Genomic DNA, 14,308 nt, shown 5'->3' with positions numbered 1-14,308 from the left:
GCTTTTTTTTTTGCTTTAATTCAACTATTTTTGACCGAATTAAAAAAAGAAATATGCCAGGATTTGAACGCTTTGGAGATTTAGAAAGAGAGGAATTACAAGATGTATTAGACAATGGTATTTTAATGCGTTATGGTTTTGATGGAATGCGAAATGGGCATTGGAAAGCAAAAGAGCTTGAAGAGGAATTAAAAACTTCGTTAGAGTGCGATTACGCTCAATTGGTGTCTAATGGAACCTCTGCAGTTTCTGTGGCTTTAGCAAGTGCTGGAGTTGGTGCTGGAGATGAAGTTATTATGCCAACTTTTACTTTTGTAGCTAGTTTTGAAGCCATTTTATTACTTGGAGCAATACCTGTTTTAGTTGATATAGATGATACTTTAGGTCTTGATGCTAAAGCTGTAGAAAAAGCCATTACTCCAAAAACTAAAGCTGTTATGGTGGTGCAAATGTGTGGTAGTATGGCAAATATGACAGCACTTTCACAAGTTTGTAAAAAGCATAATTTATTATTAGTAGAAGATGCTTGCCAAGCTATTGGTGGTCGATATAATGATAAACCATTAGGTAGTATTGGTGATTTAGGTTGTTTTTCTTTCGATTTTGTAAAAACCGTTACTTGTGGAGAAGGAGGAGCAGTAATAACCAACAATAAAGAATATTATATAAATGCAGACCATTTTAGTGATCATGGCCACGATCATGAAGGGAATGATAGAGGTGCAGAAACACATCCTTTTTTAGGGTATAATTTTAGAATTTCGGAATTACATGCAGCTGTTGGTTTAGCTCAAATTAAGAGATTGCCAGAGTTTTTAGAAGTTCAAAAAAAAAACTATACAATACTTAGGGAAACGTTATCTGAAATTCCAGAAGTTACCTTTAGAACTGTGCCTAAGGGAGGAGAGGAGAGCTATGCTTTTTTTAATTTCTTTATGCCAGATGTAGAAATAGCAAGAAAAACTATAGAAGCTTTTAAAGATCACGGAGTTGATGCTTGTTGGAATTATTTTGATAATAATTGGCATTATGTTAGAAAATGGAATCATTTAAAAGACGCTAAATCTTTATATCCATTATCTAAAGATATTAAAGATGCATTAAACTTGCTTAGTAAAAAAACATTTACTCAAAGTGATCACTATATTGGGAGAAATATTTCTTGTCTTATCAAGTTATCATGGACAGAAGAAGAGGTTAGAAGTCGAGCAAGAAAAATGAAAGAAGCAATATTAAGTTCATTATAAAATTATTTTAAATTATTATATAATCCCTTTTAGGCGTTGGCTTAAAAGGGATTTTTTTTGTTTTATTTTTTTTTAATATAAATGTTAACCTTTTGGTTTTTGTGACATAAATAAGAAATGAATAGCTATTAATCATTTCAACAAAAACCAAAAATCATGAATTATTCAGGCGCTAATCAGCAACTAAAACAAGTTAAGAGTAATTTTATCTTTACAATATTAATTACTCTTTTATTTGCCTTAAGTGGTTATACTCAAAATAGTATAAATTATAAAGCAGTTATAAAAGATGCTTCTGGTAATATAATGGAATCTCAACCGGTAAGTATTCAGTTTATAATATATGAAGGAGCAGCACTTTCTAATAATGTTTATCAAGAAACCCACACAATTAATACCGATGATAATGGTATTATAATAGTAAATATTGGTGAAGGTGTCACTGCAAACAATTTTTCTACTATAAATTGGCAAAACGATGAACATTTTCTTAACGTGCAGTTAAATACAGGATCTGGTTTAGTAGATTTAGGAACAACACAATTTAACGCTGTGCCCTATGCATTAGTAGCTAAAGATGTAGAAAACTCAGTTTGGAATGTTAATGATAATAATACTTTTTACAGTGAAGGTAATGTAGGTATTGGAATTAATGCACCACTTAATACTTTTTCAGTACTCCAGCCAATAGGCATAAATAATACTGTTCGAATTGAAACACAAGATCATCCTACAGGAAAAGATTTAGTAGAACTTATTGTTCCTGCTGGTTCCACTTCTGGTTCTCAGTTTATAGAAATGCAAAATGGTAGTAATATTGTGGCTGCTATAAATAGTGATGGTTCAGCAAAATTTAAATCTGTACAATTTGAAGATACTTCTGTGCAAACAACCGCAGCGGTGGGTCCTGTTGCTTATGGTTTTGTACAAAGCTCTAGTGTAGTTTCATCTGGTTCTAACAATTTTACTGTTGTATGGGATGCAGCTTATAGTAGATATGAAATTTCAATTTATGGAGAGAATTATTTTTGGTCGCATTACACCACTAATGTTACAAGTAGCAGCTCTGCTATAAGCAATATTCGAGTAAGTAGTTCTAATAATAACTTGCTAGTCTACCTTTATAACTCTGCAGGTGCTTTAATTCAAGGCAATTTTCAATTTATAACTTATAAATAATAATCATTTAAAAATTAAAATTATGAAGGCAATTTTATTCGTATTACTCATTTTGAGTTGCAATGTAATTAGTACAGCTCAAAGTATCGATAAATTTAGTATTGATAGTGGAGGTGCAAACTTAACAAATGGAAACGTTAGTATTATATATACCATTGGAGAGGTAAATGTTGCAGAGCGTACTAGTGCAACTATTAAAATTTCTGAAGGTTTTTTATCTCGATTTATAAAAATTAAAATTAACCCAAAAGTCTTTTTGCAAGGAGCAGCAATAAATACAGAAACTAATGGATTGATGAATGATGATTTAAGAGATCTTGGTTTATTACCTATAGCTTCTCCTTTTGGAGATGGAAAAACCGTTGATGTAAGTGTATTTAATCTGGGAGGAACATCTAGTCTTGGTGCTTTCGAAGATGATATAGTAGATTGGGTTTGGTTAGAATTTAGAGATGAAATGGATGTTTCTAATATAATAAAAGGAACATCTGCATTATTACAACGTGATGGAGATGTTGTTGCATTAGATGGCGTTTCGGATATAACTTTAGGTGTTGTTCCAAAAAATTATTATATCGTTTTAAAACATAGAAATCACTTAGGTGTTATGAGTGCAAATCCTGTTGCTGTTACAGAAACTGGTACAGCTATAAACTTCACCTCAAGCACAACAGCTACTTATGGTACTAATGCTCAAATTGCTTTATCAAATGGTGATTTGGCCTTATGGGCAGGAGATACTAATTCTAATGGTGAAATACGTTTTTCTGGTCCAGGTAACGACGCAAATATTATTAAAGATGAAATATTAAACGATCCATTAAATGGATTTAATTCTGCTACCTATACATCTGTTGGTTATTTGCTAATAGATGTAGATATGTCTGGAGGTGGACGCTTTTCTGGCTCGGATAACGATAGCAATATTATTAAGGATAACGTATTACAGCATCCAGAGAATGGTTTTAACTCACCAACATTTACAATAAATACAACAATTCCTGAGGGAAATTAATTAACGAAAAATACTATTAATCAATTCAATAAAAACAAAAATCATGAAAACTTTTTACTCAATTTTAGCATTACTATTTTTTTCGATTTGTAATGCACAATCCTATACTTATGGTATAGTAAATACAGATAATTATAATTTTAAAATTGTAGCTATTCCAGATTTCGATGCAAGTACAGATGCATCAGATATGGGTTTTACATTAACAATGCCAGCTGGTTCTGCAGATTTAATTAATGCTAATAGCTTGCTACCTGGACGTGTTTGGAGTTTGCAAGAATACGATGCAGCTTTTTTAACAAGTCAAGGTTTGGGAGATGGAAGTAGAGATGTTTTTCAATTTAACAATCCGCCAGGACAATCTTTAATTTCTCATGTAAGTGGTGAGCATATAGATTTGGTTTCTTTTTCTGTTACAAATATGCCAATGACAGGCGAAATGACATTTTTAGACAATACAGATCCTGTTGCTGTAGGAGCATTAGGCGTTTTGGATAGTTTCTATAATTCTAATATAGACGCTACAACAACACAAGACTATTTTGCAGGTTACGAACCTGGATTAACCTCAATAATGTTTGATACTTTAAGCGTTGGAGAAGATGAAAAGGTAGATTTAATAACAAAAGTGTTTCCTAATCCTACTAAAGATTCTATAACAATACAATCTAAAAAAACAATACACTTAGCTAAACTTTTTGATATAACAGGTAAACTAGTTATGGAGGTTAATAATCCTCTAACAATATCATTAAGTAGTTTGCCTTCTGGTGTTTATATATTGAAATTAGAAACAGAGTTATCTACGTCTATAAAGCGCATTATTAAAGAATAATAAAAACAATAAAACTTACAATTATGAATTATTTATATAAAATAACAACTATATTAATATTTGGGATTTCAGTATTATTTTCGATTGCCCACGCTCAAAGTATTAATTATAAAGCAGTAGTAAAAGATGTTAATGGTACTTTAATTTCTAACGACCTTATCCAGGTACAATTTAATATTTTAAAAGGTGTAGCGCAAACTAATGTATATTCAGAAACCCATACACCTACAACAGATGATAATGGAATTATTATAGTTAATATTGGAGAAGGAACACCAACATCTGGTAGTCCTACTTATAATACTATAGATTGGGCAAGCGATTCTCATTTCTTACAAGTATTAATTAATATTGGTGATGGGCTTGTAGATATGGGAACAACAGAATTTAAAGCTGTGCCTTATGCAATTACTTCTGGAGATAAATCTTGGGAAAGTGAAATAGATAATGTACACGTAATATCTAAAAATGTAGGTATTGGTACAAGTGCTCCAACCGAACTTTTAGAAATTAATGATGCAGATAGTGCAGGTATCAAACTCGTGGTTCCCTCTTTTAGTGATAGATCTAAAATTGAGTTTAGAAATGGTGCTGAAACAGGTTCACATAGTTTCTATAAAATTGAAAACCGAAATGATTTTTTAAGATTCGAAATCGATTCTGATTTAACAACAGCAACAGGCTATGAAAATTTAATGACACTTTCTTATTTGGGATTAGGACTACAAAACGGAACAAGAATTAATGAGTTTTCTACGGATGGCACATTTGCAGATAATAGTGATAATAAAGTACCTACTGAACAGGCTGTAAAAGAATATGTAGATAGTGCGGTGTCTGCAAGTAGTGAGAAAAATATTGTTATTCCTGCAGTAGCTTTTACATCCAATCAGGCTCTTACATTTGTTAATTATGTTAATTTTGGTGCGTTTGCCCAAAAAACATCGAGTAATGGTTTTTTAGTTGCGCCTTTAACTTTACCACAAGGAGCTACGGTTACTTCTATGACTTTTTATTTAAGAGATTCAAGTAATGCAAGTAATGTAAACTTACAATGTGCGGTATTATCCGGTATCCAAACAACATCAATATTTAGCATTTTGTTTTCAACATCAACTTTTGGTGGTTCAAGTTCAGGTATGACATTAACTCATAATACACCATTTACAATTGAAAGTAATAGACAATATATTATTAGAGTGACGCCAACTTCTACTTGGGGAACAGCAGATTTTGGTATTTGCAGCGTTAAAGTTACTTATACCGAATAATTAATAATTAACGTAATCTACAATCTCTAATCCATAACCAATCATGCCAACACGCTTGGTTTGTTGTGAGTTAGAGATTAATTTTAGTTTATGTATGTTTAAATCGTGAAGAATTTGTGCACCAATGCCAAAATCTTTGCTGTCCATTGCAATTGCTGGTGCTTTTGTAATTTGTCCTTCAGTTTGTTTTTCTTTTAAAATACTTAAACGTTTTAATAAATTTAAGGATTGCGATTGCTGATTTATAAACAAAATAGCACCTTTTCCTTCTTCGTTAATAACGCGAAACATATCATCTAATTTTTTATCTGCGTTATTAGTTAAAGTACCTAAAATATCATTATTTACTAATGTTGAATTTACACGAGTTAATACTGGTTCGTTTGTAGCCCAAGTACCTTTAGAAAGTGCTATATGTACTTGGTCATTAGTTGTTTGTTGGTAGGCACGTAATCTATAACTCCCAAATCGAGTTTCAATATTAAAATCTTCTTTCTTTTCTATTAAAGAATCATGATCCATTCTATAAGCAACTAAATCTTCAATAGAAACTAGTTTTAAATCGAATTTTTTGGCAACTTCAACAAGTTGTGGTAAACGAGCCATTGTGCCATCTTCGTTCATAATTTCAACAATAACACCAGCTGGTTCTAAGCCTGCTAATCGAGCAAAATCTATAGCTGCTTCTGTATGTCCTGTTCTACGTAATACGCCACCTTCTTTTGCTACTAGAGGAAATATATGTCCTGGTCTTGCTAAATCAAACGGTTTTGTGTTTTTATTAACTAAAGATTTTATTGTTAACGCGCGATCACTTGCAGAAATACCAGTAGTTACACCTTGTCCTTTTAAATCTACAGAAACTGTAAACGCTGTTTCCATAGGATCTGTATTATTAGTAACCATCATATGTAAACCTAAATCTTTACAACGTTCCTCAGTCAAAGGTGTGCAAATTAAACCTCTTCCATGAGTTGCCATAAAATTTACCATTTCGGGAGTAACTAACTCTGCAGCAGCTAAAAAATCACCTTCGTTTTCTCTGTCTTCATCATCGACAACAATAATAATTTTACCGGCTTTAATATCGTTTATAGCCTCTTGTATTGTATTTAGTTTAAACTCCACTTTAGGTTCGGTTTTAGTAATCATAGTTATGCTTTGTGCAACAAATATATTGCTTATTTACGATTATTTTATTTGAATTGATATTTGATTTGTCTATTTCTTAATAGATAAAAAATAACTTAATAATTATACTATTTTATTTTGCTTTTAATAAAGTAAAAAATACTTACTATAAAAGAAATAATACCTAGTTGAATTGCAGCTGAAGCAAATTGAGGTAGTTTATTATTGTTTAATACAAAATAGAGTATACATAATACTACAGCTAAAACTGTTGTTGAAATTGAAAGTGTAGTAAAGCTCTTATTTAACGGTTGTATAACTGTTTTTTCTAAAGCTTTAGATTTATTTTCTTTTTTTGAATAAACACTTATGTTATCCTTTTTTTCTTTTAAAGATTTTATATAATAAAAAAGAGATACTATTAATGATATACAGCTTAATTGTATTGCAGCAGAAGCATACTGTGGTAATTTATTATTTGCAAATACAAAGTAAAGTACAAACATTACTATTGCTAGAATAACAGTGGTTACAGAAATTTTAATTAAAAGCTTACTCTCTTTATTAAGAGGAGTTTTAATTATTTTATTTTCTGTTTCAATATCTGTTTCTTTTGTAATGTTATTTTTAGTGTCAAATTCTATTGCGTGTAATTCTTTTTTAATTTGAGATTTTTGAATAAAAAAGATTATAAAATATAAAGGAAGGCCAAAAACATAAAATAAAATACCGTTTATTCCATTATTCTTGTCTAAGTGCTTATATAAATTTGTATGCTTAGAAAATGATTGTGTTAAAGCAAATAGAAAAATTATAAATCCTATAATTCCAATAACAAAAAGTATATTTCCAATAAGAGGAAAATTATTATTAATTAAAATTCTTCCTAATAATATTAAGCCAACACCAATAGCGTACATTATAAATGCCAGTTTAGAATCTTCTACATAAGCGTTTTTAAGTGCCTTAGCTTCTTCTAAGAAATCTTTATTTAAATGGCCTGCCATTTTAAGTTCTTGTCTTGTAATACCTCTAGAAGTTAATACTGAAATAGCAGTATTTTTATGTTGTACTGTGTAATCGTGATCTCTGTAGTCTCTAACAATATCAATAAGTTTATTGTTTTCTAAATTTTTAAACAAACTATATTCATTAGAATTTACATTAAAAACCTTTGTTGTAGACTCTATTTTTTTAGTTTTAATTTTAAAGAATTTTTTAAGTGGCTCTAGTATACCATCGGTTTCTAAAAGGCCACGATCTTTAGTAGCTCTACTTGTTAAATAGATACTTAAAGGAAGCATAATTAATGTGGAGAACCAAGAGGCTAAAACAGGATTAAAAGTACCATCTTTTGCACTGTTTTTTGCAAAAATTCCAATAAAGTGGTAGCTTAAAAATATAACAATTGCAATAACCATTGGTAGTCCTAAACCTCCTTTTCTAATAAGTGCACCTAATGGAGCACCAACAAAAAATAGAATAATACAAGCAATCGCTAATGCAAATTTTTCATGCAAAGCCATTATATGTTTATTTAGTAGTATGGTTTTTACTTTAAAATTGTAATCTATCGCAGCAACTATTTGATTTGTACTATTTATAGAATTAATAGAATAGTCTAATAATTGTACTTTTTGTTTAGTATTATATAAATCTAAAATACTACCAGTATATGTTGTGTCTTTTTTTGTGTCTACAGAGATATTTATTGTAGCAGCATTAGTTCTATTATATAATGTGGTTCCAAATTTATCGTATTCTTTTTTGTGTTCAACTATTAAAGAATCTGTGGTGTATTTTAAATCGTTAACAGTAAGCATAGAATACTTATTGTCTGTGTTTTTTTCGTTTAAATCTACTGCATTGAGTTGAGATAAATCTATATTCATTGTATATTCTTTAAATATACTTTTTACAAAAGGTTTTTTTTGTTTTTCTTTATATTTATTTGGTGGAGTATCATCGTAATAATAACCATCAAAAAGGATTAGTTTTAGTACTTCAGAGTCTTCAGAGCTTACTAATTCTCCTGTTTCAGCAATTATTGTAACATAATTTCCTGGTTTTTTAACTTGCCCTCTGTGTATAACTACATCTTCTAGAAATTGACCACGATCACCTGTTTTGTTTGCAACTCTTATGTTAAAATTATCACCAATTTGATTAAATTGACTTTTAGCAATCATCATTGCAGGTTTCATTTTGGCAATATTTTTTCGCAAGTTAAAGCTTTCGTATTCTGCCTTTGGAATAATGTTATTACTAAAAAAGAAGGTTAGTATACTTAAAAACACTATAAAAACACTTAAACTAGCCATGGCACGTTGCAATGAAATACCTGTAGATTTCATAGCTGCAAACTCATAGTTTTCGGCAAAATTTCCAAAAACCATTATAGATGCTAGCAGTATTGTAAGTGGTAAAATTAAAGGTATTAGTGTAGGAGTAATGTAAAACAGAAATTTTAAAACTGTTATAACATCTAAATCTTTACCAGCTAATTCTTTAATATATAACCAAATAGCTTGTAATACAAAAATCAGCATGAGTATTATAAACACGCTGATAAAAGTTTTTAGATAAGAAGTTAATATGTATCTATCTAATATTTTCACTAATACTATTAATCTAATTTATTGATGAAGTAGTCATTGTACTTACTTTCGTCAAAAGTAAACAAGGTTTTCGATATAGGCTCGTTTGTTTTAAAAGAATTAACAGTAAGTGTTGTTTTTGTTCCGTTTTTTCCTATTTCAATAAGGTTATAAATATGTTTTGTCTCTGCGTCTATACCTAAAAGAACATATTTCATACTAGCGTTAGAGTCCATTGGTGTTAGTTTTACATATTGTATCTTTCTTCCTTTTACATTTTGAACAATATCCATTTTGTAAGTAAAACCATTTTCGTAAAATGATAACATCTTACTTGGTGTAATTGTGTTTTCATCTTCATCGTTATCTGAAGAAATAGTAACTTCTTCGTCTTCAGGACTAATAGTGTATAGTTTTTTGCCATCAAATATTCTTGTTACACCAAGAATATTTAATTTGTATTTGTCACCATGCATTATAACATCACCACGCGTCTCTTGCTTAATATTCTCTGATGCATTATCTAAAACATATTTAAAATCTATAGCAATATTTTGATAACTTTTAACTTTTGTAGAAACTTCGTTTAAAAGTGTTTTTGCTTTTGCATCATTTTGAGCAAATGTTATACTAGAAATAATTAATGCTAATACTAATAATATTTTTTTCATTTTTAAAATTTAAATTTTATTGACCTTCGTTTTCTAATAATTGATCGAGAGCAATTAAATCTGGTACTAAAACTTGTCTTGCTTTACTTCCTTCAAAACCTCCAACAATGCCAGCAGCTTCTAATTGATCTATAATTCTACCTGCTCTATTATAACCTAATTTTAATTTACGTTGTAATAAAGAAGCTGAACCTTGTTGAGCTGTTACAATAATTTCGGCAGCATCCCTAAATAATTTATCTCTATCGTCTATATCTATATCAAGACTCGTGCCACCTTCTTCACCAACGTATTCTGGAAGTAAATAAGCATCGGGATAAGCTTTTTGGGCACCTATAAAATCTACTATTTTTTCTACTTCTGGAGTATCTACAAAGGCACATTGTATTCTAATCATGTCGTTACCTTGTGTATATAGCATATCTCCACGACCTATAAGTTGGTCTGCTCCTCCAGCATCTAGAATGGTGCGAGAATCAATTTTACTAGAAACTCTAAATGCTATTCTTGCTGGGAAGTTTGCTTTTATAATACCTGTAATTACATTAACCGATGGACGTTGCGTAGCAATAATTAAATGAATACCAATAGCACGTGCAAGTTGTGCTAAACGTGCAACAGGAGTTTCAACTTCTTTTCCTGCCGTCATAATTAAATCTGCAAACTCATCAACAACTAATACTATATATGGTAAAAACGCATGGCCATCATTTGGGTTTAATTTTCGATCTTTAAACTTTTTATTATACTCTACAATGTTTCTACACAATGCATTTTTAAGCATTTCGTAGCGATTATCCATCTCAATACACAAAGAGTTAAGTGTATTAATAACTTTAGTATTATCTGTTATAATAGCTTCGGCTTCATCAGGAAGTTTTGCTAAATAATGTCTTTCTATTTTGTTAAATAAAGTAAGTTCTACTTTTTTAGGGTCTACTAAAACAAATTTTACTTCAGCAGGATGTTTTTTGTAAAGTAAAGAAGTTAATACAGCATTTAAACCAACCGATTTTCCTTGACCTGTTGCACCGGCCATTAATAGGTGTGGCATCTTTGCTAAATCTATTACTAAAGTCTCATTACTAATGGTTTTACCAATAGCTATTGGTAAATGCATTTTAGTGTTTTGAAATTTTTGAGAGGCAATTACAGAACGCATAGATACTATAGTGGCATTTGTATTCGGTACCTCTATACCTATAGTTCCTTTTCCTGGAATTGGAGCAATAATTCTAATACCTAATGCTGAAAGTGACAGTGCAATGTCGTCTTCTAAATTTTTAATTTTTGAAATTCTTATTCCAGCTTCTGGTACAATTTCGTAAAGTGTAACTGTTGGTCCAATTGTGGCTTTAATGCTTGCAATACCAATTTTATAATTATTTAAGGTATCTACAATTTTATTTTTGTTTGCCTCAAGTTCTTCTTGATTAATAGTTACGCCTTCGTTATCATATTTTTTTAATAAATCTAAAGGAGGAAATTGATAATTACTTAATTCTAGAGTAGGATCAAATTGTCCAAAGTCGGCAACTAGTTTATCAGAAAGGTTATCAATTTCAGATTTTTCTTCAACAACTTTTTCTACTTTAATTTCTATTTCTTCTTCCTCTTCTTTAGCAATTTCTATTTCAAAATTAGTTGATGGTTTTTCTTTTTCTTCAACAACTAATTCGGTAATTTTTGAATGATTTGATATAGTTGGTTCTGTTTCTTCTTTAACGTCGAAAGCTGTTTTTATAGCTTCAGCTTCTTCGGTTAAAGTGTTATCAATAGGAACACTACTTTCTTTTGAGGCGTCTTCAAATTCAGATTTTATATCCTTTTTTGCACTTTTAAATAATGCTGCAATACGTTCTGGAGTAAAACCAAATCTAATGGCTAAATAAGTTATAAGTCCAAAAATTAATAATAAAACAACACCTATTTTACCTATATAATCTTGAATAAAAATATTAAGCTCAAAACCAATTGTGCCGCTTAGAACTCCAGTTTGTGGAGCTAAAAAGCCAAGTAGTGTAGATGTCCATATAATTATAATGGTTCCCCAAAACCAATGCTTAAAAAGTTTTTCCTTTTTTAAATCTAAAAGAATATATATTCCAGATAAAAAAATTAATCCAGAAAAAATAAAGGAAGCAATACCAAATCCACGTTGTATAAATAAATCACTAATCCAAGCTCCACTTTGGCTAGCCCAATTTTTTGTTTCAACTGCTCTAGATGGAAACTCACCTAAAACACTTTGGTCTGCTTTACCTGTAAATAAAAAAGATAAAAAAGCAATAAAAATTAAAACACCTAAAAGCACTAAAAGACTACCAAAAATTAATTTTTGTTGACTTGTTAGCTTTAAGTTAGGCTTTTTTATGCTAAACTTTTTTTTAGTTGCTTTAGTTTTTGATTTAGATTTTGCTTTCGCCATTTTAGGATTTTAGATTGCGTAAAAATAAACAAATTCAATTTATTATTTTGATGAATACAATCTGTAATTAAAGATTTTATTAACGTAAATTTTATTTGCTTTTATTTTAAAAAATCTTTGGTAAATAAATAATACAACCTATTATTATAGCTGCGATAGCAACAATAAAAACAGCACCTGCGGCTATGTCTTTAATTAAACCTATTTTAGGATGATGGTCTGGATGTATAAAGTTTGCTATTTCTTCAATAGCTGTATTAACACCTTCAATTGCTAATATTAAAGCGATAACCAAAATTTGTATACACCATTCTGTGGCAGTAAGATTAAAGTAAATTCCGGCAATAGTCATTATAACACCAATAAAAAATTGCACTTTTATACTGGCTTCTGTAGTAATTAATAGGTATGCGCCTTTAAAAGCGTAACCTAAGCTTTTAATTCTATTAACAACAAATGAGTCTTTTTTTTTACTCATCTAATAAGGCGTACAAAGAAGCTTTATAATTTGGTTCTTCTCCAATTTCTGGAACTTGTTCTGTATATTTTACAACAGCATTTTCGTCTAAAACAATTACACATCTAGAATGTAAACCTGCAAACGAACCAGAAGAAACTTCTAAACCATAATTTTTTCCAAAACTTCCATCTTTAAAATCAGATAACATTAATACATTATCTAAACCTTCGGCAGCGCAAAAACGAGCTTGTGCAAATGGTAAATCTCTAGAAATACATAATACTTTAGTATTATTCATTTCAGCAGCTTCTTTATTAAAAGCTCTGGCAGACTGAGCGCAAACTCCAGTATCTACACTTGGGAAAATATTTAATAAAACCTTATGTCCTTTAAAATCAGATAAGTTTTTTGTAGATAAATCACTTAATGTCAAAGTAAAATCAGGAGCTTTTTCTCCAATATTTGGTAAGCTTCCTAAAGTTTCAATTGGCTTTCCGCCTAATGTTATTGTTGCCATTTTTAATATTTTTTTGGTTTGATAAAAGTAGACATTCTTAAATAAATATATACTTAACAAAGTATTAATTTTTTTAACAAACGATTTCCTTATTTACAATATGTCAATTTAGTTAATTAATTGTTAAAGGCAATAAGTAAAAAAACCGTAGAGGAATTTTCAACGTTTATAAAGCAACTAAGAGTTTAAAAAAAAACTTAAAAACTAAAAATTATGAAAATCAAAAATTATTTAAAAACTGGAGTATTTGCACTTTCTTTATTAATAACTGTTGGAGTATTTGCACAAGAAAAAGTAATGAGAAAAGATGCTGTTAAGAAAATGAAGAAAGAGAAAATGATGAAAGAAAAAACCGTAATGGTTGGTGGAGCAGCAATGTATCCTTCTAAAAACATTGTCGAAAATGCTGTAAATTCTGAAGATCATACAACATTGGTTGCGGCTGTAAAAGCTGCAGAATTGGTAGATGTGTTAGCAGGAGAAGGACCTTTTACCGTTTTTGCACCAACTAACGAAGCATTCTCAAAACTACCAGAAGGTACAGTAGAAACTTTACTAAAACCAGAAAATAAAGAAGCATTACAAACTGTTTTAACATACCACGTTGTTGAAGGAAAATGGAATACAAAAGAGGTTTTAAAAATGATTAAAAGAGGTAATGGAAAGGCCGAAATTAAAACCGTAAGTGGAGGAACTATTACAGTTTGGTTAAAAGGAGAAGACGTTTACATTTCAGATGCAAATGGAAATTCTGCAATGGTAACTATTGCTAATGTTAATCAATCTAATGGTGTTATTCATGTAATTGATACAGTTTTATTACCTAAGTCTTAATTTACTAGGGATTTATTAAGACGCTTAAAAAAGCCACTTCATTTAGAAGTGGCTTTTTTTATTTTTAATAACTTAGATTTATTGATTTTTTAAAAACAATAGTCTAAAACTATAATTAAATAG

Annotated in this window: 12 protein-coding genes; 6 read left to right on the top strand and 6 right to left on the bottom strand. The window is 29.9% G+C overall.

The annotated features are described in order from the left end of the window. The first annotated feature begins 53 nt into the window (after nucleotides 1-53). From BWR22_RS09230 to BWR22_RS09210, 5 genes are all read left to right on the top strand, one after another. Nucleotides 54-1,247 (top strand): DegT/DnrJ/EryC1/StrS family aminotransferase, encoded by a 1,194-nt coding sequence (locus BWR22_RS09230; protein WP_076733398.1) that lies wholly within the window; start codon nucleotides 54-56, stop codon nucleotides 1,245-1,247. Between the two features lie 156 nt (nucleotides 1,248-1,403). Next, a complete protein-coding gene (locus BWR22_RS09225; RefSeq protein ID WP_076733397.1) occupies nucleotides 1,404-2,426 on the top strand; it encodes a hypothetical protein in 1,023 nt (340 codons plus the stop codon). A 22-nt stretch (nucleotides 2,427-2,448) separates the two neighbouring features. Beyond that, the gene (locus BWR22_RS09220; protein ID WP_076733396.1) at nucleotides 2,449-3,441 is read left to right on the top strand and encodes a hemagglutinin protein; all 993 of its coding nucleotides are present in this window, start codon (nucleotides 2,449-2,451) and stop codon (nucleotides 3,439-3,441) included. 43 nt (nucleotides 3,442-3,484) lie between these two features. After that, complete coding sequence (locus BWR22_RS09215) at nucleotides 3,485-4,276, top strand: T9SS type A sorting domain-containing protein (protein WP_076733395.1); 792 nt, start codon at nucleotides 3,485-3,487, stop codon at nucleotides 4,274-4,276. A gap of 23 nt (nucleotides 4,277-4,299) precedes the next feature. Beyond that, on the top strand, nucleotides 4,300-5,547 hold the full coding sequence (locus BWR22_RS09210) for a hypothetical protein (protein ID WP_076733394.1): 1,248 nt from the start codon (nucleotides 4,300-4,302) through the stop codon (nucleotides 5,545-5,547). On the opposite strand, the gene ribB is transcribed toward BWR22_RS09210, so the two are convergent. The 6 genes from ribB to tpx all read right to left on the bottom strand — a co-directional run bounded on the left by ribB (nucleotide 5,548) and on the right by tpx (nucleotide 13,351). After that, nucleotides 5,548-6,699, bottom strand: coding sequence for a 3,4-dihydroxy-2-butanone-4-phosphate synthase (gene ribB, locus BWR22_RS09205; RefSeq protein WP_076733393.1), 1,152 nt, complete (start codon nucleotides 6,697-6,699; stop codon nucleotides 5,548-5,550). 107 nt (nucleotides 6,700-6,806) lie between these two features. Then, nucleotides 6,807-9,227, bottom strand: coding sequence for an LptF/LptG family permease (locus tag BWR22_RS14475; protein ID WP_241828202.1), 2,421 nt, complete (start codon nucleotides 9,225-9,227; stop codon nucleotides 6,807-6,809). Between the two features lie 77 nt (nucleotides 9,228-9,304). Beyond that, entirely contained in the window at nucleotides 9,305-9,946 is a 642-nt protein-coding gene (locus BWR22_RS09195; protein WP_076733392.1) for a LolA family protein, read from the bottom strand. Between the two features lie 16 nt (nucleotides 9,947-9,962). Continuing rightward, entirely contained in the window at nucleotides 9,963-12,374 is a 2,412-nt protein-coding gene (locus BWR22_RS09190; protein ID WP_076733391.1) for an FtsK/SpoIIIE family DNA translocase, read from the bottom strand. A 106-nt stretch (nucleotides 12,375-12,480) separates the two neighbouring features. Next, a complete protein-coding gene (locus BWR22_RS09185) occupies nucleotides 12,481-12,852 on the bottom strand; it encodes a diacylglycerol kinase family protein (protein ID WP_076733390.1) in 372 nt (123 codons plus the stop codon). After that, nucleotides 12,845-13,351, bottom strand: a complete 507-nt coding sequence (gene tpx, locus BWR22_RS09180; RefSeq protein ID WP_076733389.1) for a thiol peroxidase — start codon at nucleotides 13,349-13,351, stop codon at nucleotides 12,845-12,847. Before tpx ends, BWR22_RS09185 begins: the two co-directional genes overlap by 8 nt. A gap of 213 nt (nucleotides 13,352-13,564) precedes the next feature. Between tpx and BWR22_RS09175 the strand changes: the two genes are divergently transcribed. Further along, nucleotides 13,565-14,185 carry a fasciclin domain-containing protein gene (locus tag BWR22_RS09175; RefSeq protein WP_083678268.1) on the top strand — a complete coding sequence of 207 codons (621 nt, stop codon included), beginning with the start codon at nucleotides 13,565-13,567 and terminating at the stop codon, nucleotides 14,183-14,185. The last annotated feature ends 123 nt before the right edge of the window (nucleotides 14,186-14,308 follow it).

Origin of the sequence: Lacinutrix venerupis, assembly GCF_001971745.1 — a bacterium.
Classification (GTDB): Bacteria; Bacteroidota; Bacteroidia; order Flavobacteriales; family Flavobacteriaceae; genus Lacinutrix; species Lacinutrix venerupis.
Note: the sequence above shows the minus strand (reverse complement) of the source record. Positions and strands in the feature narration are given on the sequence as shown.

Coding starts and splice junctions, on each gene's coding strand:
- BWR22_RS09230 (WP_076733398.1), top strand. CDS start 54: ATGCCAGGATTTGAACGCTTTGGAGATTTAGAAAGAGAGGAATTACAA.
- BWR22_RS09225 (WP_076733397.1), top strand. CDS start 1,404: ATGAATTATTCAGGCGCTAATCAGCAACTAAAACAAGTTAAGAGTAAT.
- BWR22_RS09220 (WP_076733396.1), top strand. CDS start 2,449: ATGAAGGCAATTTTATTCGTATTACTCATTTTGAGTTGCAATGTAATT.
- BWR22_RS09215 (WP_076733395.1), top strand. CDS start 3,485: ATGAAAACTTTTTACTCAATTTTAGCATTACTATTTTTTTCGATTTGT.
- BWR22_RS09210 (WP_076733394.1), top strand. CDS start 4,300: ATGAATTATTTATATAAAATAACAACTATATTAATATTTGGGATTTCA.
- ribB (WP_076733393.1), bottom strand. CDS start 6,699: ATGATTACTAAAACCGAACCTAAAGTGGAGTTTAAACTAAATACAATA.
- BWR22_RS14475 (WP_241828202.1), bottom strand. CDS start 9,227: ATGCTGATTTTTGTATTACAAGCTATTTGGTTATATATTAAAGAATTA.
- BWR22_RS09195 (WP_076733392.1), bottom strand. CDS start 9,946: ATGAAAAAAATATTATTAGTATTAGCATTAATTATTTCTAGTATAACA.
- BWR22_RS09190 (WP_076733391.1), bottom strand. CDS start 12,374: ATGGCGAAAGCAAAATCTAAATCAAAAACTAAAGCAACTAAAAAAAAG.
- BWR22_RS09185 (WP_076733390.1), bottom strand. CDS start 12,852: ATGAGTAAAAAAAAAGACTCATTTGTTGTTAATAGAATTAAAAGCTTA.
- tpx (WP_076733389.1), bottom strand. CDS start 13,351: ATGGCAACAATAACATTAGGCGGAAAGCCAATTGAAACTTTAGGAAGC.
- BWR22_RS09175 (WP_083678268.1), top strand. CDS start 13,565: ATGAAAATCAAAAATTATTTAAAAACTGGAGTATTTGCACTTTCTTTA.